The sequence below is a fragment of the Lentzea chajnantorensis genome, assembly GCF_054300775.1.
Genome location: NZ_JBSDZT010000002.1, coordinates 2,809,467 through 2,827,245, shown reverse-complemented (window position 1 = coordinate 2,827,245; position 17,779 = coordinate 2,809,467). Strand labels below are relative to the sequence as shown.

Annotated in this window: 20 protein-coding genes and 1 pseudogene; 5 read left to right on the top strand and 16 right to left on the bottom strand. The window is 71.9% G+C overall.

All coding sequences use genetic code 11. From position 1 onward, the window contains the following. Positions 1 to 6 precede the first annotated feature (6 nt). The 3 genes and pseudogenes from trpC to ACVDFE_RS14685 all read right to left on the bottom strand — a co-directional run bounded on the left by trpC (position 7) and on the right by ACVDFE_RS14685 (position 2,904). Positions 7 to 816 (bottom strand): indole-3-glycerol phosphate synthase TrpC, encoded by an 810-nt coding sequence (gene trpC / locus ACVDFE_RS14695; RefSeq protein ID WP_360390350.1) that lies wholly within the window; start codon positions 814 to 816, stop codon positions 7 to 9. Positions 817 to 948: 132 nt separating this feature from the next. Beyond that, entirely contained in the window at positions 949 to 1,374 is a 426-nt protein-coding gene (locus tag ACVDFE_RS14690) for a Trp biosynthesis-associated membrane protein (protein WP_458430762.1), read from the bottom strand. Continuing rightward, positions 1,364 to 2,904, bottom strand: a pseudogene (locus ACVDFE_RS14685) (anthranilate synthase component I). Before ACVDFE_RS14685 ends, ACVDFE_RS14690 begins: the two are co-directional and overlap by 11 nt. A gap of 38 nt (positions 2,905 to 2,942) precedes the next feature. Between ACVDFE_RS14685 and ACVDFE_RS14680 the strand changes: the two are divergent. After that, a complete protein-coding gene (locus ACVDFE_RS14680; protein ID WP_458430761.1) occupies positions 2,943 to 3,554 on the top strand; it encodes a TetR/AcrR family transcriptional regulator in 612 nt (203 codons plus the stop codon). Between the two features lie 16 nt (positions 3,555 to 3,570). On the opposite strand, the gene hisI is transcribed toward ACVDFE_RS14680, so the two are convergent. Genes hisI through hisF form a run of 3 tightly spaced genes read right to left on the bottom strand, consistent with a single transcriptional unit; the run spans position 3,571 to position 5,044 of the window. Beyond that, entirely contained in the window at positions 3,571 to 3,921 is a 351-nt protein-coding gene (hisI, locus tag ACVDFE_RS14675) for a phosphoribosyl-AMP cyclohydrolase (protein ID WP_360390361.1), read from the bottom strand. Continuing rightward, positions 3,918 to 4,289, bottom strand: a complete 372-nt coding sequence (locus ACVDFE_RS14670) for a hypothetical protein (protein WP_458430760.1) — start codon at positions 4,287 to 4,289, stop codon at positions 3,918 to 3,920. The genes hisI and ACVDFE_RS14670 overlap by 4 nt, the downstream gene beginning before the upstream one ends. Further along, the gene (gene hisF / locus ACVDFE_RS14665; protein ID WP_360390367.1) at positions 4,286 to 5,044 is read right to left on the bottom strand and encodes an imidazole glycerol phosphate synthase subunit HisF; all 759 of its coding nucleotides are present in this window, start codon (positions 5,042 to 5,044) and stop codon (positions 4,286 to 4,288) included. The genes ACVDFE_RS14670 and hisF overlap by 4 nt, the downstream gene beginning before the upstream one ends. Before the next feature lie 46 nt (positions 5,045 to 5,090). Between hisF and ACVDFE_RS14660 the strand changes: the two genes are divergently transcribed. Both ACVDFE_RS14660 and ACVDFE_RS14655 read left to right on the top strand, forming a co-directional pair. Next, positions 5,091 to 5,465, top strand: coding sequence for a PPOX class F420-dependent oxidoreductase (locus ACVDFE_RS14660; RefSeq protein ID WP_458430759.1), 375 nt, complete (start codon positions 5,091 to 5,093; stop codon positions 5,463 to 5,465). A gap of 70 nt (positions 5,466 to 5,535) precedes the next feature. Beyond that, positions 5,536 to 6,237, top strand: coding sequence for a Clp protease N-terminal domain-containing protein (locus tag ACVDFE_RS14655; RefSeq protein ID WP_360390372.1), 702 nt, complete (start codon positions 5,536 to 5,538; stop codon positions 6,235 to 6,237). On the opposite strand, the gene priA is transcribed toward ACVDFE_RS14655, so the two are convergent. The 5 genes from priA to ACVDFE_RS14630 all read right to left on the bottom strand — a co-directional run bounded on the left by priA (position 6,203) and on the right by ACVDFE_RS14630 (position 10,200). After that, positions 6,203 to 6,934 (bottom strand): bifunctional 1-(5-phosphoribosyl)-5-((5-phosphoribosylamino)methylideneamino)imidazole-4-carboxamide isomerase/phosphoribosylanthranilate isomerase PriA, encoded by a 732-nt coding sequence (priA, locus tag ACVDFE_RS14650; protein WP_360390374.1) that lies wholly within the window; start codon positions 6,932 to 6,934, stop codon positions 6,203 to 6,205. The two genes, ACVDFE_RS14655 and priA, sit on opposite strands and share 35 nt — an antisense overlap. Positions 6,935 to 7,030: 96 nt before the next feature. After that, positions 7,031 to 7,666, bottom strand: a complete 636-nt coding sequence (gene hisH, locus ACVDFE_RS14645) for an imidazole glycerol phosphate synthase subunit HisH (protein ID WP_360390377.1) — start codon at positions 7,664 to 7,666, stop codon at positions 7,031 to 7,033. 24 nt (positions 7,667 to 7,690) lie between these two features. Continuing rightward, the gene (locus ACVDFE_RS14640; protein WP_458430758.1) at positions 7,691 to 8,509 is read right to left on the bottom strand and encodes a hypothetical protein; all 819 of its coding nucleotides are present in this window, start codon (positions 8,507 to 8,509) and stop codon (positions 7,691 to 7,693) included. A gap of 171 nt (positions 8,510 to 8,680) precedes the next feature. Next, positions 8,681 to 9,571, bottom strand: a complete 891-nt coding sequence (locus ACVDFE_RS14635; protein WP_458430757.1) for a transketolase family protein — start codon at positions 9,569 to 9,571, stop codon at positions 8,681 to 8,683. Further along, the gene (locus ACVDFE_RS14630) at positions 9,568 to 10,200 is read right to left on the bottom strand and encodes a thiamine pyrophosphate-dependent enzyme (RefSeq protein WP_458430756.1); all 633 of its coding nucleotides are present in this window, start codon (positions 10,198 to 10,200) and stop codon (positions 9,568 to 9,570) included. The genes ACVDFE_RS14635 and ACVDFE_RS14630 overlap by 4 nt, the downstream gene beginning before the upstream one ends. Positions 10,201 to 10,304: 104 nt before the next feature. On the opposite strand from ACVDFE_RS14630, the gene soxR reads away from it, so the two are divergent. Both soxR and ACVDFE_RS14620 read left to right on the top strand, forming a co-directional pair. After that, positions 10,305 to 10,751 carry a redox-sensitive transcriptional activator SoxR gene (gene soxR, locus ACVDFE_RS14625; protein ID WP_458434336.1) on the top strand — a complete coding sequence of 149 codons (447 nt, stop codon included), beginning with the start codon at positions 10,305 to 10,307 and terminating at the stop codon, positions 10,749 to 10,751. 546 nt (positions 10,752 to 11,297) lie between these two features. Further along, positions 11,298 to 11,852: an RNA 2'-phosphotransferase gene (locus ACVDFE_RS14620; RefSeq protein WP_360390393.1), complete on the top strand. Its 555-nt coding sequence runs from the start codon at positions 11,298 to 11,300 to the stop codon at positions 11,850 to 11,852. Positions 11,853 to 11,858: 6 nt separating this feature from the next. Here ACVDFE_RS14620 and ACVDFE_RS14615 read toward each other — a convergent pair whose 3' ends face one another. From ACVDFE_RS14615 to hisD, 5 genes are read right to left on the bottom strand one after another with little or no spacing between them, the layout of a single operon-like run. Further along, positions 11,859 to 14,522: a hypothetical protein gene (locus tag ACVDFE_RS14615; protein WP_458430755.1), complete on the bottom strand. Its 2,664-nt coding sequence runs from the start codon at positions 14,520 to 14,522 to the stop codon at positions 11,859 to 11,861. A gap of 24 nt (positions 14,523 to 14,546) precedes the next feature. Next, entirely contained in the window at positions 14,547 to 14,702 is a 156-nt protein-coding gene (locus ACVDFE_RS14610) for a hypothetical protein (protein WP_458430754.1), read from the bottom strand. After that, positions 14,702 to 15,301 carry an imidazoleglycerol-phosphate dehydratase HisB gene (gene hisB / locus ACVDFE_RS14605; RefSeq protein ID WP_360390400.1) on the bottom strand — a complete coding sequence of 200 codons (600 nt, stop codon included), beginning with the start codon at positions 15,299 to 15,301 and terminating at the stop codon, positions 14,702 to 14,704. Before hisB ends, ACVDFE_RS14610 begins: the two co-directional genes overlap by 1 nt. Next, complete coding sequence (locus tag ACVDFE_RS14600) at positions 15,298 to 16,404, bottom strand: histidinol-phosphate transaminase (RefSeq protein ID WP_458430753.1); 1,107 nt, start codon at positions 16,402 to 16,404, stop codon at positions 15,298 to 15,300. The genes hisB and ACVDFE_RS14600 overlap by 4 nt, the downstream gene beginning before the upstream one ends. Continuing rightward, positions 16,401 to 17,717, bottom strand: a complete 1,317-nt coding sequence (hisD, locus tag ACVDFE_RS14595) for a histidinol dehydrogenase (protein ID WP_360390405.1) — start codon at positions 17,715 to 17,717, stop codon at positions 16,401 to 16,403. Before hisD ends, ACVDFE_RS14600 begins: the two co-directional genes overlap by 4 nt. Between the last annotated feature and the right edge of the window lie 62 nt (positions 17,718 to 17,779).

Here is a 17,779-nt window from a genome sequence, read left to right as displayed (position 1 = left end):
CGCCTCTTACCGGCTCGGCCTCGGGCACGCCGGGTGCGAACCGGCGGTCACGAGCTTGTTCACGGCGGCCTTGGGGTCGCCGCTGGTCACCAGGCTCTCACCGACGAGCACCGCGTCGGCGCCCGCTCCGGCGTAGGACATCAGGTCACCGGGCCCGGTCACACCGGACTCGGCGATCTTGACCGTCTCGAAGGGTAGTCCGGGAGCGATCCGGCCGAAAACGTCCTTGTCGACCTCCAGCGTGTGGAGGTTGCGCGCGTTGACGCCGATGACCGACGACCCCGCCTCCAGCGCGCGGTCGGCCTCCTCGGCCGTGTGCACCTCGACGAGCGCCGTCATGCCGAGCGACTCGACCCGGTCCAGCAGCGACACCAGCGCGTTCTGCTCCAGGGCGGCCACGATCAGCAGCACCAGGTCCGCGCCGTGCATCCTGGCCTCGTGCACCTGGTACGGCGACACGATGAAGTCCTTGCGCAGCATGGGGATCTTCACCGTTCTGCGCACCGCGTCGAAGTCGGCGAGCGACCCGCCGAAGCGCCGCTGCTCGGTCAGCACGCTGATCACCGAGGCGCCCCCGGCCTCGTACGCGGCCGCGAGTTCCGCCGGCTCGGGGATCTCGGCCAGCGCGCCCTTCGACGGGCTCTTGCGCTTGACCTCGGCGATGACCCCCACGTTCGGACCGCGCAGCACCGACATCACATCGAGCGGAGGAGCGGCCTTGGCCGCGCGCTCCTTGACGACGTCGAAGGACAACTGAGCCTCACGAGCGGCGAGATCCTCACGCACACCTTCGAGGATCGACTCGAGAACCGTCACAGTCTTGAACCCCTTCCCGCTACGGGGATGCTAACCCCGCCGGAGTAACGCACCGACCACCGGGGGTTCCGCGTCCACGCAGCTAGCCGTGGTCGTTCGCCCGTCACATGCGCGAATGCCGATCGTTGATCTTCACTCGTCGGTGTCACCCCGGACCGGCCCCCTACCGTCAGTCGATCCGCCCGCCGGTCCGTCGGTGGGGTCGTCGCCGCGTTCCAGCGCGCGCCACATGTCCTTCTCCGGGTCCGCGGCGCGGGTCTTCTGCCCGCCCACCCCGATCTTCGGCATGCGCGCGCCGAAGACCACCTGGACCGCGCCGGAGGCCACCACGAGCACACCGCCGGCGATGGCGAGCCAGTGCCCGCCGAACGCCGCCGCGACGCCCACGGCGACCAGCAGCGCCCCGAGCACGCGCCGGGCCACCCCGCTGACCGCCACGGCCGCGGCCACGGCGGCGAGGCTCAGCAGCGCGACCGGCACCAGGTCAGCACCCCAGAAGGCACCCGCCGCGCCCACCAGCAGGAGCGCGGCGATCCACAGTGGACGGTTACCCCTCAACGGCGGGCTTCAGCGTCTGCGCGGTGGCGATCGCGGCCAGCACCGCACCCGCCTTGTTCAGCGTCTCGTTGTCCTCGGCCAGCGGGTCCGAGTCCGCCACGATGCCGCCGCCCGCCTGCACGTACGCCACGCCGTCGCGCAGCAGCGCGGTCCGGATGGCGATGGCGGTGTCCGCGTCGCCGGCGAAGTCGAAGTAGCCGACCACGCCGCCGTAGAGGCCGCGGCGGGTGGGTTCCAGCTCCTCGATGCAGCTCCATCGCACGCGGCTTGGGCGCACCGGACAGCGTGCCGGCCGGGAAGCAGGCGGCGACCGCGTCGTAGGCCGTCTTGCCCTCGGCGAAGCTCACCGGTCACGGTCGACACGATGTGCATGACGTGGCTGTAGCGCTCGACCTTGAAGAAGTCGACCACGTGCACCGAGCCCGGCTTGCAGACCCGGCCCAGGTCGTTGCGGCCGAGGTCGACGAGCATCAGGTGCTCGGCGCGCTCCTTGTGGTCGGCGAGGAGGTCCTTCTCCAGCAGGGCGTCCTCCTCCGGGTCCTCGCTGCGCCAGCGGGTGCCCGCGATCGGGTGAGTGGTCGCCTTGCCGTCGCGCACCGTGACCAGCGACTCGGGGCTGCAGCCCACGATGTCGAAGCCGTCCAGGCGCAGCAGGTACATGTACGGGCTGGGGTTCGTCGTGCGCAGGACGCGGTAGATGTCGAGCGCGTCGGCGTCCGTGTCGATCTCGAACCGCTGCGACACCACGACCTGGAACGCCTCGCCGGCCCGGATGGCCTCCTTGGCCTTCTCGACGGCCGCGAAGTGCTCCGCCTGCGAACGGCGGCGGCGGAACTCCGGCTTGGGGCGGGAGAACACCGCGGTGGTCGGCGGCGCGGGCATGTGCAGCGCCTCGGTCATGTCGTCCAGCCGTCGCACCGCGTCGTCGTAGGCGGCGTCGACGTTCTCCGGCGAGTTGTCCCAGTTGATCGCGTTCGCGATGAGCGTGACCGTGCCCTCGTGGTGGTCGAGCGCCGCGAGGTCCGTGGCGAGCAGCATGACCAGCTCGGGCAGCTTCAGGTCGTCCTCCGCGATGGACGGCAGCCGCTCCAGCCTGCGCACCGCGTCGTAGCCGATGTAGCCGACCATGCCGCCGGTCAGCGGGGGCATGCCGGGCAACGGGTCGGTGCGCAGCACCTCGATGGTCTCGCGCAACGCGAGCAGCGGGTCGCCGCCGTCGGGCAGCCCGACCGGCCGCGTGCCGGTCCAGAACGCCTCACCACCGGTCGCCGTCAGCGCCGCCGTGGACCGCACGCCGATGAACGACCAGCGCGACCACGACCGCCCGTTCTCCGCGGACTCCAGGAGGAACGTGCCCGGCCGGTCCGCCCCGAGCTTGCGGTACAGCCCGACCGGCGTCTCCGCGTCGGCCAGCAGCCTGCGCACCACCGGGATGACCCGGCGGTTCACGGCCAGCTCGCGGAACTCCTCACGCGTGGGGCTCACGGCCCCCAGACCAGCGGCGGCCACAGCCCCGATGACGCTCACCATGACGGCAATTGTTGCATAAATTCAACAACTGTTGAACCATGACTCCCGTGGACCAAGTGAACCAGAAACGGCGGGGCCGCCGCGCCGCGGGCGAGGACACGCGGGCCGCCCTGCTGGCCGCGGCCCGCGAGACCTTCGTCGAGAAGGGCTACGACGGTGCCACGGTCCGCGCGATCGCCGCCCGCGCCGGCGTGGACGCGGCCATGGTCAACCACTGGTTCGGCGGCAAGGAGGGCCTCTTCGCCCAGTCCGTGCTGCAGCTGCCCTTCGACCCGGCCGAGATCCTCAAGCGCCTGCTCGACGGCCCGGTCGAGGAGGCGGGCGAACGCATCATCCGCACCTTCGCGACCGTCTGGGACGCGACCGGCGGCGGCACCTTCGCGGCGCTGATCCGCAGCGTCACCAGCCACCAGGAGGTCGCGAACGCCCTGCGGTCGTTCTTCATCAGCGCGATCTTCACGAAGCTGCTGACCGAGATCGGGGCGGAGGACCGCGAACTGCGCGCGACCCTGGCCGCCACGCAGATGGTGGGGCTGGGGATCGTGCGGTACGTGGTGCGGTTCGAGCCGCTGGCGTCGGCGGAGGTGGAGACCGTGGTGAAGGCGATCGCGCCGAACATGCAGCGGTACCTGACGGGCGACCTGGACTGACCGGCCGCCCTCGGCCTCACGCGTCCGCGAGCAGCACCGTGGCGTCGAAGCAGGTGCGGTCGCCGGTGTGGCAGGCCGCGCCGACCTGGTCGACCACGAGCAGCAGCGCGTCGCCGTCGCAGTCGAGCCGCACCTCGTGCACGTACTGGGTGTGCCCGGACGTCTCGCCCTTGACCCACAGCTGCCTGCGGCTGCGCGAGTAGTAGGTCGCGCGGCGGGTGGTGAGGGTGCGGTGCAGCGCCTCGTCGTCCATCCACGCCACCATCAGCACCTCACCGGTGCCGCGCTGCTGGGCGACCGCGCAGACGAGGCCGTCGGCCGTGCGCTTCAGCTTGGCCGAGACGGCGGGGTCGAGCGGGCTGCTCACCGGGGTCCTCCCAGTTGTCGACGAGCGGGTCCGGTGTTGAGCAGGACCACTCCGTAGATGTGCACGACGGACAGCACGCCGGACGCGACGCGGGCCCACACCGGGCCGTCGGCCAAGACGATCACCAGGTGCAGCAGGGCGACGAGCACGAACAAGACCATCGCCGGGTAGTGCGCGAACCGCAGGCCCAGCAGCAGGCAGGCGGCGACGGGCAGCTCGACGAGGGCGAGGAACGACGGCAGCTTCAGCACGTCCGCGTCACCGCTGGTCCGCCACAGCACCAGGCCGACGGCGAAGAACACCAGCGCGCCGCCGAACGCGACCGCCGAGGACACCAGCACCTCCGGCGACCTGCGGCGGGTGGTCATCGCACGACCACGCCCGCGTGGCGCAGGCCGTCCTTCACCTCGCCGATGCGCAGCTGTCCGAAGTGGAACACGCTCGCCGCCAGCACCGCGTCCGCGCCGGCCGCGACCGCGGGCGCGAAGTGGTCGACCGCGCCGGCGCCGCCGCTCGCGATGAGCGGCACGTCGACCTCGCGGCGCACCAGCTCGATCAGCTCCAGGTCGAACCCGGCCTTGGTGCCGTCGGCGTCCATCGAGTTCAGCAGGATCTCGCCGACGCCCAGCTCCTGGCCCTGCGCGGCCCACCGCACCGCGTCGATGCCGGTGCCGGTGCGGCCGCCGTGCGTGGTGACCTCGAAGCCGGTGCCGCCGGGCACGCGCCGCGCGTCGACCGACAGCACGACGCACTGCGCGCCGTACCGCTGGGAGCACTCCCTGAGCAGCTCGGGCCGCGCGATCGCCGCCGTGTTCAGGCTGACCTTGTCCGCGCCGGCCCGCAGCAGCCTGTCGACGTCGTCCGGGCTGCGCACGCCGCCGCCGACGGTCAGGGGGATGAACACCTGCTCGGCCGTGCGGCGCACCACGTCGTAGGTCGTCTCGCGGTCGCCGCTGCTGGCGGTCACGTCGAGGAACGTCAGCTCGTCCGCGCCCTCGGCGTCGTACGCCCTGGCGAGCTCGACGGGGTCGCCCGCGTCGACGAGGTTCGTGAAGTTGACGCCCTTCACCACCCGGCCCCGGTCGACGTCGAGACAGGGGATGACACGGACCGCGACCGACATGCCCGAAAGCCTACAAGCAGCCCTTTCGGGACTACGCTGGGACACCATGATCACCGAGCTCGGCGAGGGCAAGTACCTGCTGCTGACGACGTTCCGCAAGAACGGCACCGCGGTGCCGACACCGGTGTGGGTGGTGCCCGGCGAGGGCGCGGTCGTCTACGCCTGGACCGCCAGGGACACCGGCAAGGTCAAGCGGATCCGGCGCAGCGGTGCCGTGGAGATCGGCGCCTGCGACGTCCGGGGCAACCCGAAGGGCGCCTCGATCCCGGCGCGGGCGCGGATCCTCGACGACGCCGCGAGCGACCGGGTGAGGGCCGGGATCACGAAGAAGTACGGGATTCTCGGCTGGCTGACGGTGTTCGGCAGCAGGCTGCGCCGCGGCCGCACCGGCACGGTCGGCATCGAGATCACCCCCGCCTGACCACTTGCCTGCCCGGCAACCGTCAACCGGCGGTTGACGTGATCAAGATCGTCAACCTAGAGTTGACGGCGTGATCCAGCTGACCGACCTCATCGCCACGATCGGCGAGGAAGCCGACGACGTGCTCACCCGCCTCGCGAAGGCGGTTGAGCGCAGCGGGCAGCTCACCGAGCTCGGCGACCACCTGGTCGGCCACTTCGTCGACGAGGCCCGCCGCGGCGGGGCCAGCTGGGCGGAGATCGGCGAGAGCATGGGCGTGACGAAGCAGGCCGCGCAGAAGCGGTTCGTGCCGAAGGAGTCGCCCGAGCTGACCAAGCCGTCGATGGACCGCTACACGCAGCGGTCGCGGCGGGTGATCGCGCTGGCCCGGCACCACGCGCGGTTCAGCGAGCGGATCGGCACCGAGCACCTGCTGCTGGGCCTGCTCGACGAGTCCGGCGGGCTCGCGGCGAAGACGATCGCGAAGCTGGAGTCCGGTGACGGCAGCACCCGCATCGCCGTGCTGCACCGGCTGGAGAAGGAGCCGAAGCAGCGCCCGGAGAAGCAGCCCTACTCGACGCACTGCAAGAAGTCGCTGGAGCTCGCGGTGCGGGAAGCGCTGCGGCTGGGCCACATGTTCATCGGCACCGAGCACATCCTGCTCGGCGTGCTGCTCGAAGAAGGAGGGACCGCGGCCGACGTGCTCAACACCACCGGTGTCACGCACGAGGCCGCGGCCCGTCACGTCGAGAGCGTCGTCAACGCACCGCAGCAAGCGCTTCCGGGAGCGTGAAGGCGCCCGCGTAGAGCGCCTTGCCGACGATCGCGCCCTCCACGCCGTCGCGGGAGAGCTTCGCGAGCGCCACCAGGTCGTCCACACTGGACACCCCACCGGAGGCGACGACCGGCGCGTCGGTGCGGGCGCAGACCTCGGCCAGCAGGGCGACGTTGGGGCCGGTGAGCGTGCCGTCCTTCGACACGTCCGTGACCACGTACCGCGCGCAGCCGTCGCGGTCGAGGCGGTCCAGCACCTCCCACAGGTCACCGCCGTCGGAGGTCCAGCCGCGGCCCTTGACCCGGTGGCCCTCCTCGGTGATGCGCACGTCGAGGCCCACGGCGATCTTCTCGCCGTACCGGGCGATGGCCTTCGCGCACCACTGCGGGTCCTCCAGTGCGGCGGTGCCGAGGTTCACGCGGGCACAGCCGGTGGCCAGCGCGGCCTCCAGCGACGCGTCGTCGCGGATGCCGCCCGACAGCTCGACCCGCACGTCCAGCTCGCCGACGACCCGCGCCACCAGCTCGCGGTTCGAGCCGCGCCCGAAGGCGGCGTCCAGGTCGACCAGGTGGACCCACTCCGCGCCGTCGCGCTGCCACTGCAGGGCGGCGTCCAGCGGCTCGCCGTAGTTCGTCTCGGTACCGGCTTCGCCCTGCACGAGGCGAACGGCACGACCGTCGGCCACGTCGACAGCGGGGAGGAGTGTGAACGTCACGCGCTCAGCCTAGCCTCCCCCCGCACGCGCTCCGTGACGGCCGTGGCGAGCGGGAACCGGACCGGTGTCCTCACCGGACACACCGGCGGGCCGCGGTCACGACAGGGTCTTGAGCCAGTTCTGCAGCAGGTGCGCCCCGGCGTCACCGGACTTCTCCGGGTGGAACTGGGTCGCCCACAGCGGCCCGTTCTCGACCGCGGCCACGAAGTCGTCGCCCGCGTGGTCGGCCCACGTCACGAGCGGCGGCCGGAGGTGTTCGGCCGGCTCCAGCTCCCACTTGCGCACGCCGTAGGAGTGGACGAAGTAGAACCGCGTGTCGTCGTCAAGCCCGGCGAAGAGCCGTGAGCCCTCCGGTGCCCTGACCGTGTTCCAGCCCATGTGCGGCACGATCGGCGCGTCGAGCCGCTCGACGGTGCCGGGCCACTCGCCACAACCCTCCGTCAGCACGCCGTGCTCGATGCCGCGCTCGAACAGGATCTGCATGCCCACGCAGATGCCCAGCACCGGCCGGCCACCGGCGAGCCGTTCGCCGATGATCCGCGCGCCCCGCACCGAGTTGAGCCCCTGCATGCACGCCGCGTACGCGCCCACGCCGGGCACGACGAGCCCGTCGGCGTTGCGCGCCGCGGCGGCGTCCGAGGTCACCTCGACCTGGGCGCCGACCCGCTGGAGCGCGCGCTCGGCGGAGCGCAGGTTGCCGGAGCCATAGTCAAGAACGACGACGCGTGCCACGCCGTCCAGGTTAGTCGGTCTGCGTCAGTCGGTGGGTGCGGCGCCCTGCGTGACGGGGATTACCGGCAGCACGGCGTTGACCGGCTTGCGCTGGACCAAGTGCTTCCCGGCCGCGGCCACGGCGGCGTAGACCGCCACGACGCTGGCCACCCAGGCGAGCAGGAACACCCACACGGGCAGGCCGAACGCGAGCAGCGCGACCAGCAGCACCAGCCAGATCGGCGGGATGAGCGCCTTGGGCCAGCCCGCCGTGCGCGGCGGGGCGAGCGGGGACAGCCAGGCGTCCGCGCGGCCCTCCTCGGCGAGCTCGGCGACCTGCGCCACGTCCGGCAGCCCGCACGCCCGCAGGAACCGCGGCACCGCCTCGGCACCGTGGTCGTGCTCGCCCAGCGCCGCCCGCACCTCACCGGCGGTGACGCCGGTCTGCAGCGCCGTGAACCGCTCGGTGGCCGCGGCCAGCCCCTTCTCGCCGCGCTGCTGCTCCAGCAGGCCGCTGAACGACCGCTCGACGGCCCGCCCGACCCGGCCGGACCGCTTGGCCGCCGCGAGCAGCTCCACCACGTCGTCGCGCCCGCCCCAGAACCAGGCCCGCCCGGCGGGTGAGGCCTTGACGAGCGGGTAGCAGGCGGCGGCGTTCTCGTTCCACACGAACAGGGCGGCGCGTCCTGCGACCTTGCGCACCCGTGCCGCCATGAGCACGGCCTCGGCGAGCCTGATGTCGAGGGAGGGCAGCAGCACCGTCCCCGACTGCACGGGGACGAGCGCCGCGGGACCGACGTTGGCGCCGTGCATGTCCTTCTGCAGCTCGGCGGCGTTCAACGGGGTCCAGATCAGCATTCTCACGCGCACATCATTCCCCCTCCGCCGCGCGAGACCCTGCCGACATGCCAGGGACGTCCCACTCGCGGAGGTGCGCACGACCGGGCACCTCGCCCGGTCGTGCGCCCTTCTCCCCTAAACGGCGCGGGAAGGCGCGCCGGTCCAGTCATCCCCCATGACCGCGAACATGTTCCTTCACCCCCTGAAGAAACTCCGCACAGTGCTCCCCAGCCCCACCACGTCGAGGTCGTGCGCAGCGTCGTGGTCCTCGGCCGTGCCGTAGTTGCGGAGCTCTGCGTGTCGTTTGACACCCGTAGAACGAACGCGGTGCGGGATTTGTTGCAGGGTTTCGGAAACCAGGTGGGATGAAGTTCCTTCGAGATACGGCTCGACGACGAGCACGTCGGCGTGGTCGGTGTCCTCGACCGCTTTCCGCAGACCGTCCGAGTCGAACGGCCGGACCGTTGCCGCGTACAGCACCGTGACGTCGGCGTTCTCGGCTTCGACGGCCTTGAGCACACGGTCGAGCATCGGTCCCACGGCAAGCACCACTCCGCGTTTTCCGTGACGCAACGCGGTGAACCCCTCACCCACCGGATACGCCTGCGCGTTCTCGCGCAGCGAAAGCCTCATGTAGACGCGGTTGTCTTTTTTGAGAGCTTCCTCAAGCAGAGGAGTGACCTCTTCCGGATGACCGGGCACGTGCACTTCCCATCCCGGAAGCGTGTCGAACAATGCGACATCTCCCGGCGATTGATGTGTACGCCCCCACACCGGGTCGTCGTACGAAGCACCGATACTCACGAACACCGCACCGACGTCCTGATGACCGATATCGAGTTTGATCTGCTCGTACGGCCGCTCGACCAGAAACGGCGCGTAGCTGTGCACGACAGGACGCAGTCCCGTGAGCGCAAGCCCGCCCGCAACACCGACCATCGCCTGTTCGCGAATGCCGACGTCTACTACTCGTTCGTGGTCTTGTGGAAAGTTGACCGCCGAGATGACAGCGGTCACGACAGCCACCCTCGGATCGGTGTGCAGCGCCTGGTTGACCGTCTTGATGAACGCCTCGCGCATGGTCATGAGCTCTTCCCCGTCCTGGCGACGACGACGTTCGGCCGGTCGTACCGCGCGGTCAACGCCGCGAAGATCGCCTCGTGGTCCCGCCCGTCGACGGTGGTCGCCGCCCACCCCTCGACCGCGAACCGCTCCTGGACCCCACCCGGCCAGCCGTACCACGCGCTCTCGTTGTCGATCACGATCGCGGTGAGGTTGGCGACCCCGCGCCGCGCGGCGACCGCGATGGCCTCGTGGTTGCTGCCCTCGTCCAGCTCCCCGTCCCCGACCAGTACGAACGTCCGCCCCGCACTCCCGGCGACCCGCTGCCCGATGGCCGTCCCGACCGCGATCGGCAACCCGTGCCCGAGCGACCCGCTGCTGATCTCCACCCCGTTGACGAGCACGCGGTCCGGGTGCTGCCCGAGCGGGCTGTCCCACGACGTCCAGTAGTCCAAAGTGGACTCCTCGATGAACCCCTTCTCCGCGAGCACGGCGTAGTACGCCATCGGCCCGTGCCCCTTGGACAGCAGGAACCGATCCCGCCCCGGGTCGTCGACCGTCGCCGGCGACACGTTCAGCACCCGGTCGTAGAGGACCCACAGCACGTCGATCGTGGAGGCGGCGGCCCACTCGTGCTTCTCGTCCCCGGTCATCCTCGCGAAGAGCTTCCGGTATCCGTTGCATGCCACCAACTCTTCAACCTCCACCATGCTGGAGGTCAAGCGGCTACGATGATCGGGTGAGCAAGCTGCCCGAAATGCTGACCATCGGCCAGGTCGCCGAACGCAGCGGCGTCCCCCACACCGCCCTGCGCTTCTACGAGGACCGCGGCCTCATCGGCTCCGTGCGCACCGCCGGCAACCAACGCCGCTACCCCCGCTCCGTCCTGCGCCGCCTCGCCTTCATCCGCACCGCGCAACGCGTCGGCCTCACCCTCGAAGCCGTCCGCGACGCCCTCGCCCAGCTCCCCGACAACCGCACCCCGACCAAGTCCGACTGGGAACGGCTGTCCCGCTCGTGGAAAGCCGAGCTCGACGCCCGCATCGACGCGCTCTTCCGGCTGCGGGACCGGCTGACGGGGTGCATCGGGTGTGGGTGTTTGTCGTTGCGCAGTTGTGCGTTGCAGAACATCGACGACGAGCAGGCGGAGCTCGGGCCCGGGGCGCCGCGGTTGAAGCCGGTGCTGGAGGGCGGGTCGGCGTAGTGGGCTCCGCGGTGGCGCGGGCGCGCGGCGCGGCGGTGGACGGCGGTGCGGGGGTGGGCCGCGGCGCGGCGGTGGGCGCCGCGGTGGCACGCCGCGGTGGCGTTGGCGCGTTGGCGCGTTGGCGCGTTGCGGGGACGTGGCGGTGCCGTGGACGCGCGGCGGTGCCGTGGACGCGGTGCGTTGGCGCGGGCGATGTGCAGCGGGCAGGTCGCCTGAGCACCCCGGTCGCGCGCCTTGCCCGACGTCCGCAGACCAGTTCCCGCCCTGACGGCGTTCCTCCCCGACGCTCGTCCCTCCCGACTCCCCCTCCCGGCGCTCACCTCTCCAGACGCTGACTCCTCACCACGAACCTCTGCCGGCCCCCGCGCCTCCTCATCCCGGGGCGAACTCGATCATGAGTTCCGGACACGAATTCGAACTCACCACCCCATCAGACGACCCAGGACGCAGATCCGGACAACCTTCACCCGTCCGAGTGATGCGCACGCCTCGACACCCCAGGCTGAGCACCGAAAACCGCTCGACCGCCGTGCTTTCCTGAGGGCCATGGAAGACGAAAGGATGATCCGCCTCTCCAAGCGGATGTCGAAGGCCCTGAGACACCAGCCGGAACGCCTCGGCCTCACCCTCGACGCCCAGGGCTGGGTCGCGACCGCAGACCTCCTCGCCGCGCTCAAGGTCAGCCGCGAAGAACTCGAAGAGGTCGTCCGCAGGAACGACAAGCAGCGCTTCACCATCGACGGCGACCGGATTCGGGCGAATCAGGGGCACAGCGTCGAGGTCGACCTCGCGCTCGCACCAGCCACGCCGCCGGACGAGTTGTTCCACGGCACCGTCGAGCAGTACCTGGACGACATCATGCGCGACGGGTTGCGGCCGATGGCGCGGCACGACGTGCACCTGTCGCCCGACCGGGAGACCGCTCGCCGGGTCGGGGCGCGCAGGGGGCGGCCGTTGGTCCTGGTCGTGGATGCCAAGGGGATGCACGCGGACGGGCACGAGTTCCGGGTCAGCGCGAACGGCGTGTGGCTCACCCAACACGTCCCGGCGGCCTACCTCGACCGCACCGACAAGCGAAACAACCCCAGAACCGGCCGCTGAACCCCCTCACCCGCAGGTCAGCTCCCCCGGCGGACTCCCGGCGAACCGCTGCCACTCCTCCTCCGTCACCGCCCGCCCCGCAGAGGCGCAGGCAGCGCGCACCCAGTTCTCGGCCGACAGGTCCCACGTGCGCAGGTCGGTTTCGGAGATCGCCGTCAGCAGGCGCGTGTCGCCGTCGAACGCCGTGCCGATGCGGCCGTACCTGCCCGCCTGTTCGGCCAGGCGCACCTCGCCGACCAGGTCGCCGGTCGCGAGCCAGGAGAGGACGAGCACGCGGTCGCGGCGGAGTTGGGTGACGAAGGTGGAGTTCGCCGAGAGGCCCGGCAGGTAGCCCGGGTCGGTGCGGAACGTGTGCCGCAGCGAGGTGCCGGCGGGGTTCCAGGCCTCGATGCGGTCGGCGCGCTGGACGAGCAGGGTGTCGCGGGTGAAGGTCACCGCTCGGGCCTTGCCGCCGGGCAACGGGTGCTGGGTGCCGGTGGACACGTCGACCACCGTGACGGAGTCCGGGGTCGCGACGGCGGCGAAAGCGGTGTCGGGGCTCACCGCCGCCAGGTGGCCCGCGGGCGGCCAGCCGTCTTGGGAGAGTTCGCGGTTCAGGGTGGTCGTTCGCGCAACGGCGAGGTCGGGGCCTTCGAGGACCTGCACGTCGCCGAGCTCGTTCACGGTCACGACGCGGCGTTCGTCGGCGGAGACGGCCATGGCCAGCACGTGGTCCGCTGTGACCGTGCCCTTCCACTGCGCGAGGCGGCGCATGCCGTCGCGCACCTCCCACGTCTCACCGATGCCGTCGGGGGTGGTCACCAGGAACAGGTGGTCGCCGTTCCAGACGGGCGGGCCGAACAGGTTCGGCTGTTCCGCGCCGAGTGCGCGGGAGTCGACCGCCAGCTCCTCGCCGGAGGCCACGGCGGTCCGGCCGTTCGCCGACGCCACGAACGGGGGCGGGCACGCCGTGCACACCAGGGGCACCGCTGTCGGCTCCGGCCGGCTGATGCGGGTGTTGCGGGTCAGGTCCCACAGCACCAGCTGGTCGCGGGTGGCGGACACCAGGTGGTCGCCGTCGCCCAGGAACTCCACGAACGGCGTGGCGGTGTTGCCCTCCAGCCACAGGCGTTCGCCGGGGTCGGGGCCGGTCATGTCGTAGACGTGGATCGTGCCGGTGTCGGCGACGGCGGTGCGTGCGCCGTCCGGGCTGACCGCGACGAACGACGGGCTGGCGCGGCCGGTGGGGACGCGGGACAACGGGGCCGGGGTGAACGCGGCCGTGGTGGTCCACAGCGCGGTCTCGCCCTCCCACGAGTAGCCGTAGTGGTCGCCGTTCGGCGAGAGGCCGGCCCGGACACCGAAGGCGGGTGCGGGACCCGCCGGTGTGGCCGAGGTGACGTCGAGGGTCACGGGTGAGCGGCGAACCCAGCTGTCGTAGGAGACCTCCAACAGTGTGCCGTCGTCGGGCAGGCGCAGGAACGTCACCGGCGACGCGGTCTCCGCGCGGGTGACCACCTGGCCGGTCTGTCCGTCGTGGACGGTCCGGGTGCCGGTGGTGGCACCGTCCGCGGCCGGTGCGGTGTAGACGGCGGAGAACCGGCCGGACGGTGACACCGCGGTCAGCACGGCCGGGTGGCCGGGCAGGTCGGTCCGGTGCGCGCCGGAACGGTCCCAGCGCAGCGCGGAACCTGAGGAGGCCGCCACGACCACCCCGCCGTCCGCGCTCACGGCGACCGCGCTGACCGGGTTCGACGACACGCGTTCCTCGGTGCGCCCGCCGGTCAGCGGCAGCCGCACCACGCGACCGTCCTCGGTTCCCGCGACCACGACCTTCCCGTCCGCCGAGGCCGCGAGCGACGACACCACCCCGCCGACGGGCACGTACCGGTCCAGCTGCGGGCTCGCGGTCAGCGCCTGGAACAACGCGGCGCGCGTCTGCTCGTTCGGCTCGACCCGGTACGCCTCGGCCGCCAGGGCCTGCGCGAGCGACAGGTCCGTGCGCACCGAGGCGACGGCCGCCGACGCCAGGCCGCGGGCGGTCGCCGTCCTGGCCTCGTCGCGTGCGGAGTCCCGTTGTCCCACCGCGAGGAACGCCGCCACCAGCACGGCGGCGGTCAGCAGCACCAGTGCCGTCACGGCACCGCGCGCCAGCCGAACGGTCCGGCGGCGCTCGCGGACGTGCTCGCCGACGAGGTCGTCCTCTGGCACGCCCCGCACGGTGCTCGCGATGCCGGCGACGGCCGCCCGCAGCCGCGGGTTCGACGGGTCGACCTGATCGGCCGAGCGCAGCCACCGCAGGTCGACCCAGCGCGGTTCCTGGCCCAGCGCGGTCCGCAGCGCCGCCGGCACCGACGCCGAGTACTCCCCCGCCGTCAGCACCACCAGGACCCGGTGTGCCGACCGGTGTTCCAGCCACCACCCGACCTCGCGGGCGACCCGCGGCGAGGCCGCCGCCTCCGGTGACGCGAGGAGCACCAGCCAGCGGGACCGGCCCAGCGCCGACTCGATCGACGCCCAGCGGCCGGGGGTGTCCGGCAGCGGGGTGTCGTCGAGGAACGCCCGCACCGCCCGCCGCCGGTACCAGGGCTTCGCGAACCGCTCCACACCGCGCCGCAGCTCAGGGGCGAGCGTGCCGTCCAACGCCCGGCTGCACGAGAAGAACGCGTCGTATTCGGGCGGCTCGCTCACTCGCCTGATTCTGGTGGTCCGGACCTAGATCAGCCAGAGCACCGCGCCGCCGACGGCGATCACCGCCAGCACCAGCAGGACGACCGCCGCGACCCTCGCGGTCTTCCACGTCGAGTACACCCCGCCACCCAGGAAGCCCGCCAACGCCAGCAGGCCGATGACGACGACCTCCTTGGGCATCAGAGCACGCCCTTGGTCGACGGAACGCCGCCGACGCGCGGGTCGGGCTCCACGGCCGCGCGCAGGGCACGCGCGATCGCCTTGTACTCGGCCTCGGCGATGTGGTGCGGGTCGCGGCCGTACTCCACGCGCACGTGCAGGGCGATCTGCGCGTGGAACGCCAGCGACTCGAACACGTGCCGGTTCAGCACGAACGGGTAGTTGCCGCCGATGACGAAGCTGTTGAACTGCTCCGGCTCGCCGCGGTGCACGGTGTACGGGCGGCCGGAGACGTCGACCGCCGCGTGCGCGAGGGTCTCGTCCATGGGGATCCAGCAGTCGCCGAAGCGGCGGATGCCCTTCTTGTCCCCCAACGCCTCCCGCAGCGCCTGGCCGAGCACGATCGCGATGTCCTCGACCGAGTGGTGCGCGTCGATGTGCGTGTCGCCCGTGGCGCGCACGACCAGGTCGAAGCAGCCGTGCACACCGAACGCGGTGAGCATGTGGTCGTAGAACGGCACGCCGGTGCTGATCTCCACCTGGCCGGTGCCGTCCAGGTCGATCTCCACGAGGACCGACGACTCCCTGGTCGTGCGCTCCACCTTGCCCACGCGACTCACCGGCTGACCTCCTTGCTGGCCGCGAGGAAAGCGTCGTTCTCCTCGGGCGTTCCGATGGTCACCCGCAGGTGACCCGCGATTCCGACGTCCCTGATCAGCACGCCGTGGTCCAGGTAGGACCTCCACGTCGACCGCGCGTCCTCGAACCAGCCGAACAGCACGAAGTTCGCGTCCGAGGGCACGACCTGGAAACCCAGGGCGCTCAGCTCGGCCATCACGCGGTCGCGTTCGGCGGCCAGCAGCGCCACCGAACCCAGCGTCTCCGCGGCGTGCCGCAGGGAGGCCCGCGCGGCCGCCTGCGTGAGCTGCGAGAGGTGGTAGGGCAGGCGCACCAGCTGCAAGGCGTCGACCACGGCCGGGGCCGCGGCCAGGTAGCCGAGCCGGCCGCCGGCGAACGCGAAGGCCTTCGACATGGTCCGCGAGACGATCAGCCGCGCGCCGTACTCGTCGAGCAGCTCGATCGCGCTGCGCTGCGGCGAGAACTCCGCGTACGCCTCGTCGACGACGATCACGCCGGTGGTGGACGCGATCAGCAGCCGCAGGTCCTCCAGCGGGATCGACTGGCCGGTCGGGTTGTTCGGCGACGTCACGAAGACGACGTCCGGGCGGGTCTCGGCGATGATCGCCGCCGCTTTCTCCACGTCCAGCGAGAAGTCGGGGCGGCGCGGCGTCGGTGACCACTCGGTGCGGGTGCCGGCGGCGATGATCGGGTGCATCGAGTACGACGGCTCGAACCCGAGCGCCACCCGGCCGGGCCCGCCGAACGCCTGCAGCACCTGCTGGAGGATCTCGTTGGACCCGTTGGCGGCCCAGACGTTCTCCGACGTGAGGGTGACCGAGGTCGCCTCCGTCAGGTAGGCGGCCAGGTCCTCGCGCAACGCCATCGCGTCGCGGTCCGGGTAGCGGTGCAGCTCCCCGGCGATCTCCGCGACCGCCGCGACGACGTCGGCGGCCAGCGCGTCCGTCGGCGCGTACGGGTTCTCGTTGGTGTTGAGGCGGTACGGCACGTCGAGCTGCGGTGCGCCGTACGGCGTGCGGCCGCGCAGGTCCTCGCGCAGCGGCAGGTCGGAGAGCTCGACCCGCGCGCCGACCACCGGCTTCATCGGGGGAACCTCGCCGTCACGGCCTGACCGTGCGCGGGCAGGTCCTCCGCGTTGGCCAGCGCGACGACCTTGTCCGCCACCTCGCGCAGGGCTTCCTCGGAGTAGTCGACCACGTGGATGCCGCGCAGGAACGTCTGCACGGAGAGCCCCGACGAGTGCCGCGCGCAGCCACCGGTGGGCAGCACGTGGTTCGAGCCGGCGCAGTAGTCGCCCAGCGACACCGGCGCGTACGGACCGACGAAGATCGCGCCCGCCGAGCGGACCCGGTCCGCCACGGCGCGGGCGTCACGCGTCTGGACCTCCAGGTGCTCCGCGGCGTAGGCGTCGACCACCCGCACGCCCTCGTCCACCGAGGACACGAGCACGATGCCGGACTGCGGGCCGGACAGCGCCGTGCGGATCCGGTCGACGTGCTTGGTGGCGCCGACCTGGCGCTCCAGCTCGGCGTCCACCGCGTCGGCGAGCTCGTCGGAGTCGGTGACCAGCACCGAGGCGGCGAGCGGGTCGTGCTCGGCCTGGCTGATCAGGTCGGCGGCCACGTGCACCGGGTCGGCGGAGGAGTCGGCGAGGATCGCGATCTCCGTGGGCCCGGCCTCGGAGTCGATGCCGATCAGGCCGCGCAGCAACCGCTTCGCCGCCGTCGTGTAGATGTTGCCGGGTCCGGTGATGACGTCGACCGGCGCCAGCTCGGCGCCGTCGGTGTCCACGCCGCCGTGCGCCAGCAGGGCCATGGCCTGGGCGCCGCCCACGGCCCACACCTCGTCGACGCCGAGCAACGCGGCGGCGGCCAGGATCGTCGGGTGCGGCAGGCCACCGAACTCCGCCTGCGGCGGTGAGGCCACGACCAGCGACTCGACGCCGGCGATCTGGGCGGGCACGACGTTCATGACGACCGTCGACGGGTAGACGGCGAGGCCGCCGGGCGCGTAGAGGCCGACGCGCGCGACCGGCACCCACTTCTCCGTGACGGTGCCGCCGGGGACCACCTGGGTCGTCGTGCCGACGCGCTGCTGGTCGGCGTGCACGCGCCGGGTGCGTGCGATGACCTCTTCCAGTGCCGCGCGCACGGCGGGGTCCAGTGAGGACAGAGCGGCCGGGAGCTCGGAGGCGGGAACGCGGACGGACGCCGGGCGAACGCCGTCGAACTTCTCCGTGTACTCCAGCGCCGCCTCGACGCCGCGGGCGGCGACCGCGTCCACCATCGGCCGCACGTGATGCAGCACCGCGTCCACGTCCACCTCGGCGCGCGGCACGATGGCGCGCAACTGAGCGGGGGTCGTGGTGCGACCTCGCAGGTCGATGCGGTTCAGCATGCCCCACAGCCTAGTTCCTGCCGAAATCTGTCAACGGTCAGCCCGCTATCGGCGCTACCTCA